This window comes from Lancefieldella parvula DNF00906 (assembly GCF_000758945.1).
GTDB lineage: Bacteria > Actinomycetota > Coriobacteriia > Coriobacteriales > Atopobiaceae > Lancefieldella > Lancefieldella parvula_C.
In genome coordinates this window covers 35,079-52,053 of the sequence record NZ_JRND01000003.1, presented here as the reverse complement: position 1 = coordinate 52,053, position 16,975 = coordinate 35,079, and the positions used below count along the sequence as shown (strand labels likewise).

The following is a 16,975-nucleotide window of genomic DNA, read 5'->3' as shown; positions in this document are numbered from 1 at the left end:
GTTACTCCCCTAGCTGTTTCTTCTCATACGCAGTGTATGCATCAACTATCTTACCAACCAACGTGTGGCGAACAATATCATTTCTATCTAAATCAACAAAAGCAACGTCTTCCAAGTTACCCAACACCTGTCGAGCAACGTCCAGACCACTTCTTCCCACAAGGTCTCGCTGCGTTGCATCGCCGGTAATAACAAACTTTGACGAGAAACCCAGGCGGGTCAAAAACATTTTCATCTGCTCAGGCGTGGTATTTTGTGCCTCATCCAAAATAACAAATGCGTCATTCATAGTACGACCACGCATAAATGCAAGCGGAGCAATTTCGACAATTCCCTGTTCAATGAGGTTATTTGCGTACTCCATAGAGGTCATATCAAAGAGTGCGTCATAGAGTGGCCTAATATAGGGATCAAGCTTTTCTTGAAGTGTTCCTGGAAGAAAACCAAGAGACTCTCCCGCTTCTACAACAGGTCTTACCAGCACAATTCTGCTGATTTGCTGAGAAGTCAAAGCAGCAAGCGCCATGGCAACTGCCAAATAGGTTTTGCCAGTACCCGCAGGACCAATACCAAAGGTTATAGAGTTGTTTGCAATTGCCTTGGTATACGCTATTTGACCTTGTGTTTTAGGCTGAATTGCTTTGCCTTTATGAGTTACAAACAGGGTACGTGTTCCCGTTTGCTCTAAGTTGGCATTTCTTTTTGTACTATCAAGCAGCAACTTTACGTCTTCAAGCGTTGGCCTAGATCCAGACTCGACCATTTGAATTAGGTGAGAAAAAATAAGCGTTAACTGCTCAATTTCTTGAGAAGTTCCCGACAAAAAGATTGCTTTGCCTCTGACTGAAATAAGAGCCGCACATGACGCTTCAATTTCTCTGAGCAAACTATCAGCTGGACCCGTGAGATACAGAGGATCCACTGAATCAGGAATAGTTAAGCGAATCTGTGTTGGCTCCATGTTCCCCCAATTTACAAACGAGTAGCTTTTAGCGTTCCATTAGGTAAAACTTCATCAAAGCGCATAGCGATAAGTTCATCCAGTTCAATAGTAAGATCAACCTGAACATCAAAAAGACCGCCAGAAATTCCCCTACCAGGATACTGTACCACCACATTATCGCAGGTACCAACAAGCTTCTTAGCAGCATCAAAGCGCATGGCATTACCCAAATCACGCATTTTCTTAGCGCGCTCAGCCATCACCTTTGGATCTACCTGATTTGGAGCAGTTGCCGCAGGAGTTCCAGGTCGTTTGGAGTACCTAAATACGTGCATCTTTGAAAAGCCCATCTGACGACAAAACTCATACGACTCTTCAAATTCTTTATCAGTTTCTCCAGGAAAACCAACAATCAGGTCTGCTCCCAAAGCGATAGTTGGCATCACCGAGCGAGCTTCCTCAACAGCATTGCGATAAAGTTCTGTCCTATACACCCTGCCCATACGTGCAAGTGTAGCATCACAGCCAGATTGAAGACAGATATGCAAAAAAGGCGCAATTCTTCCGTTGGAGGCGGCAATGACCTCTACCAAACGAGTATTAACATCTGGTGGCTCAAGAGAAGAGAGTCTTAGACGTCCTACCTCGGTTTTTTCAAGCACATACTCGAGAAGATCTGGGAGCCTGAGGGTTTTCTCGCCCTCATCCTCAAGTTGAGCTTTATAGCTGCCAAGGTTGATTCCCGTAAGAACAACCTCTTGAGCTCCCCTGCTCATAGCATCTTTTACCTGCGAAACAACTTCGCGAGGATCGAGGGATTTTCCCGCACCGCGCGCCTTCCAGACAATGCAGAAGGTGCAACGGTTATCACAACCGTCTTGAATCTTGATACCAGGGCGCGTACGACCTGTTGGAGTAGGCTTAGAGATGACGAGTCCGTCATCGCTTACGGATTCTGGTGCAAACCCTAGCTCTTCAAGAACCCTATCTGCAACTTTGTCCTTCTCGGCTTCTACCACAACGTTAGGAGCAAGCGAGGCAAGTTCATCAGCAAAAAGACTTGCAACACAACCCGTTGCAACTACAAGAGGAGCTCCCGGCATAAGTGCTGCTTTACGCACAGTTTTTCTCGTCTTAGCCTCAGCTTCTGCAGTGACAGCGCAGGTATTGATGACAATCGCTTGAGCCTCGTCCTCTTCAACAATGCGACACCCCATACGGAGCAGAGAGTCTGCCATTAAATCAAGCTCTACGCGATTAACTCTACATCCAAGATTTATGAGCGCAATTCCATGAGCCATTAGCGCCTCTTCTTGGAAGCCTTTTTGGCTTTCTTGTCTTTATGATCCGAAGAATCTCTACCTTCAGATTGATCGGCGTGTGACTGATCTTGAGTATCTTGAGCACTACTTTGTTTACGCTCATCAATAAGTGAGGTGAGTGTTTCTAACTGATCTTTAGTCAGTCCTGTTGAAGTCTCAATGTGAACCAGAACGTAAAGGTTGCCGCGAGCCTTAGTATGCAAGCGAGGCATACCTTTACCAGCCACACTGAGTTGCTGACCATACTTACAGCCTGCAGGAATAGCAATCTCAATAGTTTCATCTTTGATAATGCCATCAATGGTGATATTAGTACCAACGATTGCCTCAAGAGAATCTACACTAACTGAAGTAAAGAGATCGTCTCCCCTGCGCTCAAAGTCTTTATGCTGGGAAACCTCAATGGTTACGATAAGGTCACCAGAGGTATCGCCTCTGACGCCAGCCTCGCCCTTACCGGTAATAGAAATTGACTGGCCAGAATGAACACCTGCAGGAATTTCTACAGAAACACGCTCGTGATCAGGGGTTCTTCCCTGACCTCCACAGATCTCGCAGGCATGCTCAACCTTCTTGCCTGTTCCTTGACACTCCGGACATACTGTCTGAGACTGCATCTGACCAAAGACAGTATTTTGAACCTGGACTACCGTGCCCGTACCGTGACAGCGTGGGCAGTCTTCAATTTTTCCGCCCTCACCAAGACCAGTGCCGTTGCAGTCATCGCAAGTAGAAAGTCTGTTATACGAAATAGTTTTTGTGACGCCAGCAGCAGCTTCTTCCAGCGTAATGGACAACCTGATTCCCATATCACTACCACGAGTACGCTGAGCAGCGCCGCGACCACCATGGCCGCCGCCAAAGAAGGAATCAAAGATATCTCCAAAGCCGCCAAAACCACCGCCAAAGATATCTGACATATCCACATAGCCGCCACCAAAACCGGATGGACCATTAGGATCACCATAACGGTCATAGTTGGCGCGCTTTTGCTCATCTGAAAGCACAGAGTAAGCTTCGTTTACCTCTTTAAACTTCTCTTCTGCATGAGGATCATCAGAAACATCAGGGTGCAGCTTTCTTGCCAGCTTTAGAAAAGCTCGCTTGATTGTTTTTTGGTCTGCATCACGAGCAACACCTAAGAGCTCGTAGAAGTCTTTCTTCTCTGCCACGCTTACTAACTCTCCCCTTGTAAAACCTAAAACCTAAATTCCCATATAGCCGACATGACCTAATCCGGCCGTACAAGCATACAAAGTCATAATAATAATTGAGTAGAAGGCACCATTGATGATTCCCGAAACAAATGCATTTGCAAAGCTTCTCCACCAACCAGCGTTCATCTTTACACCATCTGCAAGAACATTTCTCATGCCAAAAATCAAAAGTGGAATCAAAACAATGGCAAAAAGTGGTGACCTCAAATTAAGTGCCACAAATACTAAAAGCATTGCAGTAATACCAGTAATACGAGCTCCTGCACGCTGACGGAATGTCAACTGCTCTGAAGGGACCTTAATATTTACGATAAAATCACCGGTTGCAGAACCATTTGTTCCTGCATTTCCCATTCCAGGAACTCTGATCTGATCGCCATCATGCGAGTTAGCTGGTACATCAACCATAATCTCACTTGCAGATAAAACACGTCCTGAACCACCACAAACATCACAGGGGTCCTGCACAACGTGTCCAGCGCCTTCACACTCTGGACAATCAACTCTAAACTTGCCTACTCCAAAAATGGAAGAAAGATCAATGTCAATATGGCCCGTTCCGTGGCAGGTAGGACAGGTAGTTGCCTCAGCTTTATGCTGAGACCCCTTACCAGCACAAGTATCACAAGTAACAAAGCGCTGATACGTGATGCCTTTCTTAACACCATTTTTAGCGTCTGTATCATGCAGCGTTAAGTCGTAGACAATATCTGCGCCTGTCTGAGGCTTATATGCGCGAGAGCGCTTTTGAGATCCAGTAGTCCAGTTATTAAAGTTAATATCGCCAAACGGGAATCCTCCCTCAAAAGGAGAACCCCCATACGTGGATCCACCAGGATAACCAGAGGGGCCATAACCGCCACTGTAGAAAGAGCCGCTTCTCATTGCGTCATAACGACGGCGTTTCTCGGCATCTGATAGAACAGCATATGCCTCAGAAACTTCTTTAAAACGCTCTTCAGCATCAGGCTCTTTATTGACGTCTGGATGAAGCTTCCGAGCTTTAGTTTGAAAAGCTTTTCTAATTTCTTCAGCTGTCGCGGACTCAGAAACACCAAGGATGGCGTAGTAGTCCTTTTCGTTCATAGCAGCCATGAAATCTCTCCGATTCAACTCATAACTAAATCTGCATCATGAGAACGTTTGAAAGTGTACCCACTTGTTTTGAAGTTAATGCAGCACAAATCCCATTAAGAATATTCATTAACTATATACATAAAAATTCGACATACTATCGAATATGTTCATGACTTTTTCAAACTACTAGTAAAGAAGATTATCAAATGTTTACTTATGATATTCCCGTATTTTAAGTGCATACTTAATTAATAAATCTTTCGAGTAGGTTTTTTCACCTTTTGAATCTCTAACTTCTTTCCAAAGAATAGAAGCCACCTTTAATTTATTGGAATAGCTATAGCTATTTTCATCTGCACAAAAATCTTTTAAAAATTGATTCCACTGACAAGCCGAATTATCGTATTTCGCATAATCTGAATCACCATAATATACATTTAACAAATCCCTGATTGTAAATGAACTATTGTTCTCTCTCTTAACTTTTCTCCAAGCAGCAGCCATATCAGCAGTAAATTTAAATGGTGTAACTTTTGTTAAAGAAGAAAAATATTCTCTAAATTTTGAATTAAATGAGAAGCCACACTCAAGCAATGGTGAATTTAAAGTAACAATTTTTTGATTAACTTTTTTATTCTTTGTAAGTTTTTTCTTAATTAAATTACCTTTAAAATACTGTTCGATAATATAATTGAGTTCTCGTTTTGTACCTCTATATTCCAAACCTAAAGACTTACATATTTGCATAAGTTCTTCACGATACCAGTAATACTTATTAAACTCATCAAAAGATGTAATATCATCAAAACTAGGTCTTTTTTCTGCCATTCTTCAATCCTTTTTTTATTATTCATTTTATTTTGTAACATCAATTAAATACTAACTGCATCAAATAAATTTTTCTAACATTATCTTAACTCCCAAAAACGGCCATAAAGCTCGTTTCCAAGCAGCCAGCCCTTCTTGGTAGGCCTATATGAAGCCTTAATCCCAGAATCTGCTGCATCAACGCATTCTAGTAACTCATCTTGTACACAGGCATCAAACACTTCTTGTAAAGTTAACGCACCAAATACCTGCTCAGACTCACCCAAAAGCGCAGGCGCAATTGGCTCTGTGAGGCGTGCATGGAGCATCAAATCTTCTGCCACAGCCTCTCTGTAGGTCAAAAATTCAACGTCAAACTCTGTCGAGAAAAGCGATACGCCTTCAGCAATTTTATTTGGAGAATCAAGAACCACCAGTCGCACACGAATAGCGTCTTGTGGTCGCGTTGGTAAAGAGATGTTTTTCTTTGCCAGAGCATCATACTCATACGCTGTCAACATACTTGCAGCACTGGTACCTAGACCAAGATACGACTCACCTGTCCAGTATATCTTATTATGCTTGCAACTTTTCTGATTGCGAGCATAACTTGCCACTTCGTAGCGCTCAAATCCCGCTACTTGAAGCATCTTTGAAGCCGTTTGCATTCGATCCGCCTGCACGTCATAAGCATTCCATGAAATGTCTTTATCTTGGGTTTGCTTAGCTAATGCCGTGCCGTCTTCAATAGTAAGTGGATAGACACTCACATGATTTACCCCAAGCGAGATAAACCTTGAAAGCGTGTACTCCCAAGAACTCTCTGTTTGCTCAGGAATAGCGCACATGAGATCAACCGACACTTCGTAGCCGCTCTCTTTTGCAGCTAAAACTCTATCGTATGCCAGATCAGCTGAATGAATTCTGCCAAGCCCCTTAAGCTCATTATCATTAAAGCTTTGAACTCCCAAAGAAATTCTCGTTACTCCTCCTGCAGAAAGACTAGCGAGAAGTTCGTCAGATAGTGAGTCTGGATTTGCTTCCATACTAAATTCAATAGGATGTGTAATAGATGAGGTATGATGCGCCAGATCGACCGCACCCTGACCAAGTAAGCTGGGAGTTCCACCGCCCATATAAACTGTTTTTGTAACTGCTAACAAGCCAAGCTGTGCGGCTTCATCTAGCTGGAGTTTCAGGGTTTTTACGTAATTTTTCATACGACTGTCATCTTGTCTTGTAGACCAAGAAGAAAAATCGCAATAGAAACATTTTTGCGAGCAAAATGGAATATGCAGGTAAAGTGCAGAAACAGCCGCTTGATTATATTTAAACTGCCAGGAATTCATAATGAATCACTAGCTTAAAGACAGCTTGTGTTCAGATGCTTCTTGTTTGCCCTCAAGTTGTGTAACTGTTTCTTTAATTTCTAATGCAAGATCAATAAAATCTTGAGCAGTAACACATCTCACTGACTTGCCACGCCAATAAGCTGCGTTTGGAATACCTCTAAAGTACCAGTTAGAAAGGCTTCTTGCACGAGCGATATGAATGTAGGCAGCATCGAGTAACTTTACGTGCATCATGAACGATGCAAGCATTTGATCAAGCGTTGGAATAAAGGGAGTTTTACCCTCAAGTAAAGCTTGAGTGTTCTTAAAGATCCAAGGATTCCCGTACGTTCCACGAGCAATCATAATAGCAGTCACACCTGTTTCTTTAAGAGCATGAGCTACATCTTCAGCAGAGAGCATGTCACCAGAACCTATTACAGGAATAGAAACGGCGTCGCAAACCCTATTAACCGTCTCCCACTCTGCTTGACCTCGATACATCTGTGTAGCAAAACGTCCATGAACAGCAATGGCAGATGCACCAGCCGCTTCCATAGCACGAGCAAATTCAGGCGCCACTTCCTCATCCTGCCGTCTTCCTCGTCTAATCTTGACGGTAACAGGTACAGTAACCTCTGAAAGACAAGCTTTTACCAAATTTGCAGCAAGTTCTGGAGTATCTAGAAGGGCTGAGCCCTCCCCTTTTTTAACAACCTTAGGAACAGGACAGGCCATATTAATATCAATAAGGGCAAGTTTATTTCCTAGGCGCTCACTAATCTGTACTGCAGCTTCTTTAAACTGCTCCGGTTTTGAACCAAAAAGTTGAACGGCAATATCAGGCTCTGTAGAAAGAGGCTCTACAAGCTCCCAGGTTTTCTCGCCACCAAAGTGAATTCCTGCAACAGAAACCATCTCTGAATACGCAAGACCTGCTCCGCCAGCTCGAGCCATAGTGCGATACACACCATCACTGACGCCAGCCATAGGTGCCATAAGCACAGGATTAGCGGACAGGCGCTCCTTGAGTGAAGCTCCTGACGCAAAAGGAACAATATGTGAAGAAAGACCTGCTTGAGGCGCGCAGGTTGAAATGATTGTTTGAAGCGACTCCACAAATACCTTCTACTCGTCGTCAACCTTGAGAACAGCCAAGAATGCCTCTTGTGGTACTTCGACTGAGCCAATCTGCTTCATGCGCTTCTTACCCTCTTTTTGTTTTTCAAGCAGTTTGCGCTTTCTGGAAATATCGCCGCCGTAGCATTTAGCCAAGACGTCCTTTCTACGTGCGCGAACGGTAGAGCGAGAAATGATTTTATTGCCAATAGCACCCTGAATAGGAACCTCAAAAAGCTGCTGCGGAATGATGCCTTTTAGCCTGTCGCAAAGACCACGAGCAAGATCATATGCTTTGTCTTTGTGAACAATAAACGAAAGCGCATCAACAACGTCTCCAGCAAGCAAAATATCAAGCTTAACCAGGTCAGAAGTGCGATACGAATCAAACTCATAGTCAAGTGAGGCATAACCTTTGGTTCTACTCTTAAGCTGGTCAAAGAAGTCCAAGATAAGCTCGGCCAAAGGAATGCTAAAAATCATCTCGACGGACCTATCAGACAGATACACCATGTCTTCAGATACGCCACGATGATCAACAACAAGCTGCATAACCGTACCAACAAACTCAGGAGGCACAATAATCTTTGCCTTGAGGTACGGCTCATCAATGCGGTCAATCTTGGTAACCTCTGGAAGATCTTGAGGACTGGTAATCTCAATCATAGTTCCATCGGTCTTATAGACGTGATAGTCAACAGAGGGGCTGGTAGCAATCAAGTCCAGGTCAAACTCACGCTCAAGGCGTTCTTTAACAACTTCCATGTGGAGAAGACCCAAAAAGCCTACTCTGAAGCCAAATCCCAAAGCAACAGACGTCTCTGGAGACCACGTAAGAGATGGATCATTAACGTGTAACTTATCAAGTGCGTCACGGAGATTCTCGTACTGCTTGTTATCTACGGGGAAAAGACCGGTAAATACCATTGGTTTTGCCTCGCGGTAACCTGGTAGTGGTTCTGCACAAGGATTTTGCTTATAGGTCAGCGTGTCTCCAACGCGAACAGCTTCAGGGTCTTTGAGGCCAGTGACCACATAGCCAACTTCACCAACAGAAAGCTGGTCAACAGCCATCTCAAGAGGTCTCTTGGCGCCAACTTCTTCAACAAGAAAAGGCATAGAGCCCTGCATCATAAGAAGCTGATCGCCGGCCTTGATTGAACCATCAAAAACACGCACTGTTGCAACGACGCCTCTGAACTGGTCAAAATACGAGTCAAGAATAAGCGCCTTAAGTGGAGCTGTAGGATCTCCCTTTGGAGGAGAAACCAAATACACCAAAGCCTCAAGAAGCTCGTGAATACCCTCACCTGTTTTACCGGAGACACATACCGCATCATCAGCCGGGATAGCAAGAACATCTTCAATTTCTGCACGTACCTCTTCAGGTCGAGCAGATGGAAGGTCAATCTTATTGATTGCAGGAACAATATCCAGGTTAGCGTTCATAGCCAGCATGGCGTTTGAGACAGTCTGTGCCTCAACGCCTTGCGTTGCATCAACAACCAGCACTGCACCCTCACAAGCAGCCAAAGACCTTGAGACCTCATAGGTAAAGTCAACGTGGCCTGGGGTGTCAATCAGGTTGAACTGATAGCGTTCTCCGTCATCTGCGTCATACATGACGCGGACTGCATTTGATTTAATGGTAATTCCACGCTCACGCTCAATGTCCATAGTGTCCAAGAGCTGTGACTCCATATCGCGTTCTTCAACGGTATGAGTAAGCTCCAAAATGCGGTCACTGATGGTAGATTTACCGTGATCGATGTGCGCAACAATAGAGAAGTTGCGAATATGTGAAGTATCCTGTGTATTCATAAGGAAAATAATAGCGTAAACTACCCCCTTCGTGCTATACTTCAACAGCTGCCTCAAACGTGTCTCAGCGAAGAGGCCTCACATAGTAAACACCGAAAGGAACCGCACGTGGCTAACATCAAGTCTCAGAAGAAGCGTATTCTCACCGCTGAGAAGGCACGCCAGCGCAACAAGGCTGTCCGTTCCGAGCTTAAGACTGCTATTAAGGCAGTTCGCACTGCTGTTGAGGCAGGCCAGCTTGAGGACGCACAGGTTGCAGCTAACAAGGCATCCCGCCTTCTTGACAAGGCTGCTTCTAAGGGCATCGTACACAAGAATCAGGCTGCTCAGCGTAAGAGCGGCGTTCAGAAGCTTGTTAACACCCTTAAGTAGCTCTTATCTACTTTTAAACTTTTTAAAACGGACTCCTTGGAGTCCGTTTTTTTCTTACCTGAATTCTTTGAATCTACACATTTACGACGCCGCACAGAGCAAAGATAAGCTTGGTCATTGTGGTTGTTTTGTCTTCTCCACTCTTAAGACCACGTTCTGCATCTGCACAGAGGCCCAGAATATGTTCAAGCTCGCCATCTGCAAATTGACGCGCCCATCGTGCATAATTTCTTACTTGCCAGTCCTGCTTGCCCAAAACTGGAGCAATTTCCCGTTCTGTACCTCGCTTAACCATAGACCTGGCGCAAATAAGCTCTCTTACGCGTCCAGTCATAAGTGACAGATTTCCAATAGCTCCCGATTCATCCATCTGACTGTAAAGCTCCAAAGCCTTTTGAGCATTTCTCGCTGATAAGCTGTCGAGAAAATCCCATGGCTTGACCTCAACCACTCGTGCAACATGAGTCTCTACAAACTGAACGTCAATTGCACCAGGATGACCCAACAGAGCTGCTAGAGATTTAATCTGAGAATCGAGCATGGTGGTGTTATCGCCAACACGACTTACAAGTTCATTGGCCACATTTGCTGGAATTTGTAGCCCATACTTTCTTCCAAGATCTGCAATATATTTAGGCAATTCACTTCTGGTCATTGCACCGCAATTAATAACTGCGAGCTTACCTAAAGCGTCAACTGCTTTGTAGAGCCTTGTTGTTTTGGCAAGTTTACTTGCAGAAAGCATCAGCGTTGTAGTTGGATTGGGGTTCTTTAGATACCCAACAAGAGCCTCTGACACAGACTTAGGCAATTTACCTGCATCATCAATGACAACAATTCGTCTAGAATCACCCATAGGAAGTGTCTGAGCAGAAGACAGAACAGATTCTGGAGTCAGCTCAGCACTTACAGAAATCTCATCAAGATTAAACGTAATAAAACTCTGGTTAAGACGGCTTTTAAGTTTGTCTATAGCCCTCGCACGCTTCATCTCGTCAGGGCCAACAGCCAAATATGCAGCTAGTAGCTTAGCCTGCTCCGCCATCTTTTTCCTCCTCTAAATCTGTATCTACTTTAGCATGTTGCACACTTACCCTAGGTCCATGTTCTCCGGGAAATACGGTGACGTCTCCATAATCTTTTGTGCAATAAAACCTTGCGCCAACACCCTCTAAGATATCCACCGCTTCCTGTTTAGGATGTCCATAACGATTATTCTTTCCAGCACTTGCAACTGCTACCTCAGGTTTTAGCGCGCGAGCAGTTTCTGGATAGAGTGACTTTGCCGCTCCATGATGGCCGACTTTTAAGAAATCAATATCGCCAACATCACCCGATGTTACCGTCTCTTTTGTCTGATCTCTTTCAGCGTCTCCCGTTAAAAGCGTAGTTAAGGTATTTTGCCCATCGTTATACGTCACATAGAGCTCAACCGACGCATTATTAGCTTCTTTAGCTTTGTATCCCCTATGTGGCCACACAACGCGGATATGAAAGCGGCCGACATCAAATTCATCACCATATAAAACTTCATAGGAGTTGCTGCCGGAAATCCTCTGAATAGCTCTCTGAAGCTCAGGTTTTTCTTGTTTTGTTATTCCTTCTCCAACTAATACCTGACCTGCCTTCACCGAACCAACCATATACCTCACGCCACCAGCATGGTCTTCATCAAGGTGTGTGAGCAAAATAGCATCAAGATATGAGATGTGTTGTCGCTCTAGAGCGTCATTAACCACATCTCCCACACTCGTGTCTACGAGCAGAGAATGCGCGCCGTCACTGAGCAATATGGCATCTCCTTGGCCAATATCCATCACACAAATTCTTGTTGGCGAGAAAAACTTCCAGTAGATACTTAAACCCAAAATAAGCATAAACATCATCAAACAAATGCCAGATAAAACTACTCTTTTCCCTTTTGGCCAAAACACGTAAAGAGCCACCATTGCTGCAAACACAAGCAATGAAACTATCCAACTCATGTCAGTTAACGACACGCTTGCAAAAGATCTTTCGGATAAAAAAGAAGTAAGAGTCTCTATAAACTGACCAAGAAAATCCACAAGGCAGAAAGCAACATCTTGAGCTGGTTTAAACCAACATAAAGCTATTGCCCCAATTCCAAATAAGCTCAGAAGAGAAAATAAACTTGTAATCAGCGCACTTGAAAGAGGAGCAAGTAAAGAAAAATGACCAAAGTACATGCAAGAAATGGGAAGGCACGAAAGCTGAGCAACGGTTGTGGCACACATAGTGTTTCGTACGTCAGAAAACGGTTTTCTAAGAATCTTCTGTATTATTCCATATCCAGATATGTGAAAAGCAATTTTTGCATAGTACTGAGCAAGACCGCCGTAGATATTCATGCCAAAAATACATGCTAAAGACAAAGTGAACGCAATATTCACACTTAGCTGTGGATCTATACAAAGCATAAATAATGCAACGATAGAAACTGCTGAGAGCGTATGGTTTTTTCTTCCCACATATTGCATTACGTATTTTTGTTCAACAAGAAGTATTGCCCTCATTGCAGACGCAGGTAATCCACAGAAAAGCGCGTAGCTACTGAGTAAAAATAAATTCACTACCCCTCTTAAAAGAGGTTTTATCGTTAGCTTTTTAAGAAAAGCGTCAATAAAAGCAGAGAGAATTACCATGTGACAACTAGAAATTGCAATGAGATGCATTAGACCGCAACGCATAAATATTCTAGGAATGTTAAAGCTATACAAGCTAGGCCTATAGGCACAAAGACCACATGCAACTAACGCTCGACCAAAGCTCTGTTCTGGTTGGAGTTGAGAAATACAGTTTTCTCTAAATTGAGCAACTTCTCCAATAATTCCCTCTCCATAGGTTTTTGAATTCACCTTGGTTATTTGAATTGAACCAAGTACTCCCCTCTTAAATTGTTCTTCTGAAAACTCCTTATCTTTATATTGTGTAAACCTGCCTTCACAACAAAGATGCGTTTCTCGCAAGAATGGTTCCTTGGCATGTAGCCCCACAGATCCAATGCATCTACCCTGGTACATGACGTTTGCCTGACCAGTCCATGTATGATTTTTATAGACTAAATCTCTTGATACGACTAATTCAAAATTATGTATAGCGGTTGACTCTAAAAGATCCACCGATGTCATTTGACTGACATATATAAAGGAAGATCTGATTAGGATTATTACAAGTGAAAGTAATACCACTCCAACAGTCATAAGGCTGGTATGCGCGTACTTTACATACCAAAGTCCTAATGCCGCCGCCATGCAGCTTCCTAAAATCTGAAGCAAAATAGTATCAAGCGTTGCGTTTCTTGCGATAAAAACTTGCAGCCATACGCAAACAAATAGCAAGATACAAAGGCTATACGGAATAAAAGGTCTAGTGGGTTGTTCTATCACCTTAGACACGAATATTGTCCTTGAGCTGATCAAACTTTTTCTGGCCAATTCCAGAAACACGCATCAAATCTTCAGTTGTTTTAAAAGGTCCGTTCTTTTGTCTGTCTGCAACAATTCGCTGAGCTAGCCCTTCTCCCACACCTTGAAGCTTGGTTAATTCTTCTACAGTTGCTCGATTAATATCTACAACTGTCTTTTTATCTCTCTTCGTATTTGTTTGCTTATTGCTTGTGGCTTTGTTTTGCTCTGGCTGTGGAATCTCTGGTGGCGGCTCTTCTCCCTTTTTAGGAATATATATTTTTTGACCATCTTCAACAGGAGCCGCTAGATTAATCCCTTGACCGTTTGCATCTTCAGTTAAACCTCCTGCTATTTGAATAGCATCATTCACGCGTGGGTTTACCATTTGTAGAGCGTAAAGTCCTGGTGACTTAACAGCTCCATCAACATGAACCATCATTTGAGGAGAAGCTTCTTTAATCTTATGATCAGCTCCTGGCTGATCTGTAGCATTATCTTCTTCCGTATGTTGTGGATTTTCTGCAACAGTCACTCCTTGCGTAGAGTCCGCTTGATTATTTGACCTATCAAAAGACTCTGATGTTCCAGCAGAAATTATTCCAATTAATACAACTGCCGACACAATAGCTAGGACAACCACAGCGGCAACCGCTATGAGTTGTTGCTGAGATAGATTAAATCTTCTCATCAATTTATTAATTATTTGAGTGCGGTTATTTGAAATCTGAGCCATACAATCACCTCAGATTTATATTCAACTATTAGCTTAACGAGAAACACGACTTTTAAATATTTATCTAGTGATCTTTTCCTAAAACTGCTGGTAATCTGACACAGTTATAAACAATTTACAGATGAGTAAAGCAAACTGAAATCAACAAAATTGTCCTAAATAAGATTATCAATCCACTCAAATAAAAAATCCGCCCTTTTACAGGACGGATCCTAAAAATGCATCTATGCAAAGCCATCAAAGCCTTTGAACTGCAGAAATATTCTAGTCAGTAATAAACTCTGCAGGGGCAAGCTCTTTATGACGAGCGGCAAGTGTTTTTGGTGGCTTATATGAAGGACACTGACTAAAGTCAATGTACTCAATATGCTGCATAAGGTCATCAATCATGGCTTCATGATCAAAAGAATTCCATGCCTCAAGCACTTCTCGCATTCTTGCGTGAGTCTCGGGTCTGCGAGGCATAAACAGTGTGCAGCAATCAGGAGCCGTCTGCGTTGAGATATCAAACGTATTGATATCTTGGGCGCGACGGATGATTTCTTGCTTGTCAGAGCCAATCAGAGGCCTCAAAACAGGTATGGTAACTGCCTCGTTGACAGCAGCAATGTTATCCAGCGTCTGAGAAGCAACTTGGCCAAGTGACTCGCCAGTTACCAGCGCTTTAGCGCCCTCAAGCTCTGCAATCTTCTGCGCAATGATGTACATCACGCGACGATACATAATGACACGAAGAGCCTGTGGAACAGCAAGAGAAATCTCACGCTGATGCTCGCCAAAAGGCACAACATACATTCTGCCAATAAGACCAGCAGGCTCAAGTGCCTCAATAATATCCTGACACAGATATTCGCTGGTATCGGAAGTCATAGGGCGACCAGAGAAGTGAACTGGAATAACCGTAGCACCTCTGCGACCAACCATCCATGTTGCAACAGGAGAATCAATACCGCTTGAAAGAAGCGATACTACTTTGCCAGCGGTGCCAACAGGAAGACCGCCAACGCCGTGAATAGATGCAGCATAAACATATGCGTTACCCTGAACAACATGCACATAGACCGTCATATCCGGATTATGCATCTGAACTTTTTTATCAGGGAAGTTCTCACAAAGTACTGCGCCTACAAGCTGGTTAATCTCAATGGAATGCTTTGGATAGACCGTTGAGGAACGGCGAGCATGCACTTTGAACGTAGTAAAGTCACCGGACTCCCCCAGCGCCTTCACGGCGGCGTTACAAAACTCCTGCTCATCTAAGCCACAGCGATACGCCAAAGAAGCGCGAGCAACACCAGGAACCTGAGCCACGGCATGTTGCAGCTCTTCAGTTGCTTGTTTATCAGTGGTTTCTACAAGAAGGTAGCCAGAAATGCGAGAAACCCCCGCCACTGGAAAGTGTCGGAGGGCTCGTCGCAAATTTGTTACCAACTGATTTTCAAAAGTGGATCGGTTCTTACCCTTTAAACCAATTTCGTGGTAGTGAACCAGACATACTCTTTCAGTCATAACTCTTAGTAAACGATGGTGTTCTCGCCCTTAATTGCCTCGTCAAAAGACTCTTTAACAAAGCCAAGGGTACCGTCGTTAATCTCTTTCATAGCAATAGAGACAGAATCTTTACCACTTGCAACAGTAGTAATGTCATCAAAATCCTGAACAGCGGTTACACGCAGGTGCTGACCGTGAAGCATATTGTTAATATCGCAAGCACGCTTAGAAGCAAGAGAGCAAAGCAAGAATGGATTCTGCTCAGTCCTCTGAAGCAGGCTGTCAATCTCAGGCTTAATAACAGACATTAAAGCTGACCTCCGTCTGATTCATAGTCATCAAAAACTTCCTCGAGCTTGCTGAGAGCAGTCTCAAGGTTGTCGTTCACAATGCAAACAGTATAGTCGTTTGCATACTCCATTTCACGTGAGGCATTAGAAAGTCTCGTAGAAATGGTCTTCTCGTCTTCTGTACCACGACCTCTAAGGCGCTGTTCAAGCTCTTCAAATGAAGGTGGCTTAATAAAAACGAGAATAGCGTTGGGGTATTGTTTGTGGACCATAAGTCCACCCTGAACGTCAATCTCTAGAACAACAGACTGACCTGCAGAAATCAGGCGATCAACCTCGGATTTGAGCGTGCCATAGCAATGACCATGAACATGAGCCCACTCAAGGAATTCACCAGCATCAACGCGCTTTTTAAATTCTTCATCGGAGAGAAAATGATACGCAACTCCATCGACTTCTCCTGGTCGTGGAGAGCGCGTAGTAGCCGAAACCGTCAGGCCTAGGTTTGGGCGCTTGTCCCTCAACAGAGAGACAAGCGTTCCTTTTCCTACACCTGACGGTCCAGATACTACAAAAAGTTTGGCTGAACGAGCCACTACTTGGTCAGTGCCTCGAGGAGCTGCTCACGCTGACGAGCGCCAAGGCCCTTAACGCGGCGAGTTGCGGAAATTCCGAGCTCGTCCATAATCTTTGCTGCCTTTGCCTTGCCATAGCCAGGAAGGGACTCGATAAGAGCGGAAACCTTCATACGCTCAGCAATAGGATCGGTAGAATCAAGGACCTCTTTAAGGGAGACCTTACCAGTCTTAACCTTCTCGCGAAGCTCTGCGCGAGCGTGACGAGCCTGAGCTGCCTTCTCAAGTGCTGCCTTGCGCTGCTCATCGGTAAGTGTAGGTAGAGCCATTGTTCCTCCAAACATCGTTTTCGTACGTCATATACGAAACTCAATTTAATGTGCCTTTTGCACTTCAGCAAAATAGTTTGCCACATAACACGTTATTTACAAGGGGTTTTTTAATATTTA

At 43.9% G+C, this 16,975-nt stretch carries 16 protein-coding genes; 1 reads left to right on the top strand and 15 read right to left on the bottom strand.

Features of this window, described 5'->3' with window-relative positions; all coding sequences use genetic code 11:
- Position 1: 1 nt before the first annotated feature.
- The 8 genes from HMPREF1647_RS00265 to lepA all read right to left on the bottom strand — a co-directional run bounded on the left by HMPREF1647_RS00265 (position 2) and on the right by lepA (position 9,637).
- Positions 2-961 carry a PhoH family protein gene (locus HMPREF1647_RS00265; RefSeq protein ID WP_035430995.1) on the bottom strand — a complete coding sequence of 320 codons (960 nt, stop codon included), beginning with the start codon at positions 959-961 and terminating at the stop codon, positions 2-4.
- 11 nt (positions 962-972) lie between these two features.
- A complete protein-coding gene (locus HMPREF1647_RS00260) occupies positions 973-2,244 on the bottom strand; it encodes a MiaB/RimO family radical SAM methylthiotransferase (RefSeq protein WP_035430992.1) in 1,272 nt (423 codons plus the stop codon).
- The gene (gene dnaJ / locus HMPREF1647_RS00255) at positions 2,244-3,437 is read right to left on the bottom strand and encodes a molecular chaperone DnaJ (RefSeq protein WP_035430990.1); all 1,194 of its coding nucleotides are present in this window, start codon (positions 3,435-3,437) and stop codon (positions 2,244-2,246) included. Before dnaJ ends, HMPREF1647_RS00260 begins: the two co-directional genes overlap by 1 nt.
- 33 nt (positions 3,438-3,470) lie before the next feature.
- Positions 3,471-4,577: a DnaJ domain-containing protein gene (locus HMPREF1647_RS00250; protein ID WP_035430988.1), complete on the bottom strand. Its 1,107-nt coding sequence runs from the start codon at positions 4,575-4,577 to the stop codon at positions 3,471-3,473.
- Positions 4,578-4,769: 192 nt separating this feature from the next.
- Entirely contained in the window at positions 4,770-5,387 is a 618-nt protein-coding gene (locus HMPREF1647_RS00245) for an SAP domain-containing protein (RefSeq protein ID WP_035430986.1), read from the bottom strand.
- Positions 5,388-5,467: 80 nt separating this feature from the next.
- Entirely contained in the window at positions 5,468-6,715 is a 1,248-nt protein-coding gene (hemW, locus tag HMPREF1647_RS00240; RefSeq protein WP_035430984.1) for a radical SAM family heme chaperone HemW, read from the bottom strand.
- Between the two features lie 9 nt (positions 6,716-6,724).
- Positions 6,725-7,816 (bottom strand): tRNA dihydrouridine synthase DusB, encoded by a 1,092-nt coding sequence (gene dusB / locus HMPREF1647_RS00235; protein WP_035430982.1) that lies wholly within the window; start codon positions 7,814-7,816, stop codon positions 6,725-6,727.
- Between the two features lie 9 nt (positions 7,817-7,825).
- Positions 7,826-9,637 (bottom strand): translation elongation factor 4, encoded by a 1,812-nt coding sequence (gene lepA, locus HMPREF1647_RS00230; protein ID WP_035430980.1) that lies wholly within the window; start codon positions 9,635-9,637, stop codon positions 7,826-7,828.
- Positions 9,638-9,745: 108 nt separating this feature from the next.
- Here lepA and rpsT point away from each other — a divergent pair, with 108 nt between their 5' ends.
- Entirely contained in the window at positions 9,746-10,009 is a 264-nt protein-coding gene (gene rpsT, locus HMPREF1647_RS00225) for a 30S ribosomal protein S20 (RefSeq protein WP_012808888.1), read from the top strand.
- A 73-nt stretch (positions 10,010-10,082) separates the two neighbouring features.
- Here rpsT and holA read toward each other — a convergent pair whose 3' ends face one another.
- The 7 genes from holA to mihF form a co-directional block, all read right to left on the bottom strand.
- Positions 10,083-11,054: a DNA polymerase III subunit delta gene (gene holA, locus HMPREF1647_RS00220; RefSeq protein ID WP_035430978.1), complete on the bottom strand. Its 972-nt coding sequence runs from the start codon at positions 11,052-11,054 to the stop codon at positions 10,083-10,085.
- Positions 11,038-13,425, bottom strand: coding sequence for a ComEC/Rec2 family competence protein (locus HMPREF1647_RS00215; protein ID WP_156095529.1), 2,388 nt, complete (start codon positions 13,423-13,425; stop codon positions 11,038-11,040). Before HMPREF1647_RS00215 ends, holA begins: the two co-directional genes overlap by 17 nt.
- Positions 13,418-14,170 carry a ComEA family DNA-binding protein gene (locus tag HMPREF1647_RS06760; protein ID WP_052039066.1) on the bottom strand — a complete coding sequence of 251 codons (753 nt, stop codon included), beginning with the start codon at positions 14,168-14,170 and terminating at the stop codon, positions 13,418-13,420. Before HMPREF1647_RS06760 ends, HMPREF1647_RS00215 begins: the two co-directional genes overlap by 8 nt.
- Positions 14,171-14,434: 264 nt before the next feature.
- Positions 14,435-15,679, bottom strand: a complete 1,245-nt coding sequence (gene thiI, locus HMPREF1647_RS00205) for a tRNA uracil 4-sulfurtransferase ThiI (RefSeq protein ID WP_035430974.1) — start codon at positions 15,677-15,679, stop codon at positions 14,435-14,437.
- 5 nt (positions 15,680-15,684) lie between these two features.
- On the bottom strand, positions 15,685-15,969 hold the full coding sequence (locus tag HMPREF1647_RS00200; RefSeq protein WP_035430972.1) for a DNA-directed RNA polymerase subunit omega: 285 nt from the start codon (positions 15,967-15,969) through the stop codon (positions 15,685-15,687).
- Positions 15,969-16,547: a guanylate kinase gene (gene gmk / locus HMPREF1647_RS00195; protein WP_035430971.1), complete on the bottom strand. Its 579-nt coding sequence runs from the start codon at positions 16,545-16,547 to the stop codon at positions 15,969-15,971. The genes HMPREF1647_RS00200 and gmk overlap by 1 nt, the downstream gene beginning before the upstream one ends.
- Positions 16,547-16,855 carry an integration host factor, actinobacterial type gene (gene mihF, locus HMPREF1647_RS00190; RefSeq protein WP_012808895.1) on the bottom strand — a complete coding sequence of 103 codons (309 nt, stop codon included), beginning with the start codon at positions 16,853-16,855 and terminating at the stop codon, positions 16,547-16,549. The genes gmk and mihF overlap by 1 nt, the downstream gene beginning before the upstream one ends.
- Positions 16,856-16,975: the final 120 nt, after the last annotated feature.

What these genes read in the sequence shown, in the direction of transcription:
- holA (WP_035430978.1), bottom strand. Translation starts at nt 11,054, where the DNA reads ATGGCGGAGCAGGCTAAGCTACTAGCTGCATATTTGGCTGTTGGCCCT.
- mihF (WP_012808895.1), bottom strand. Translation starts at nt 16,855, where the DNA reads ATGGCTCTACCTACACTTACCGATGAGCAGCGCAAGGCAGCACTTGAG.
- HMPREF1647_RS06760 (WP_052039066.1), bottom strand. Translation starts at nt 14,170, where the DNA reads ATGGCTCAGATTTCAAATAACCGCACTCAAATAATTAATAAATTGATG.
- lepA (WP_035430980.1), bottom strand. Translation starts at nt 9,637, where the DNA reads ATGAATACACAGGATACTTCACATATTCGCAACTTCTCTATTGTTGCG.
- HMPREF1647_RS00245 (WP_035430986.1), bottom strand. Translation starts at nt 5,387, where the DNA reads ATGGCAGAAAAAAGACCTAGTTTTGATGATATTACATCTTTTGATGAG.
- thiI (WP_035430974.1), bottom strand. Translation starts at nt 15,679, where the DNA reads ATGACTGAAAGAGTATGTCTGGTTCACTACCACGAAATTGGTTTAAAG.
- HMPREF1647_RS00250 (WP_035430988.1), bottom strand. Translation starts at nt 4,577, where the DNA reads ATGGCTGCTATGAACGAAAAGGACTACTACGCCATCCTTGGTGTTTCT.
- HMPREF1647_RS00260 (WP_035430992.1), bottom strand. Translation starts at nt 2,244, where the DNA reads ATGGCTCATGGAATTGCGCTCATAAATCTTGGATGTAGAGTTAATCGC.
- HMPREF1647_RS00265 (WP_035430995.1), bottom strand. Translation starts at nt 961, where the DNA reads ATGGAGCCAACACAGATTCGCTTAACTATTCCTGATTCAGTGGATCCT.
- hemW (WP_035430984.1), bottom strand. Translation starts at nt 6,715, where the DNA reads ATGAATTCCTGGCAGTTTAAATATAATCAAGCGGCTGTTTCTGCACTT.
- HMPREF1647_RS00200 (WP_035430972.1), bottom strand. Translation starts at nt 15,969, where the DNA reads ATGTCTGTTATTAAGCCTGAGATTGACAGCCTGCTTCAGAGGACTGAG.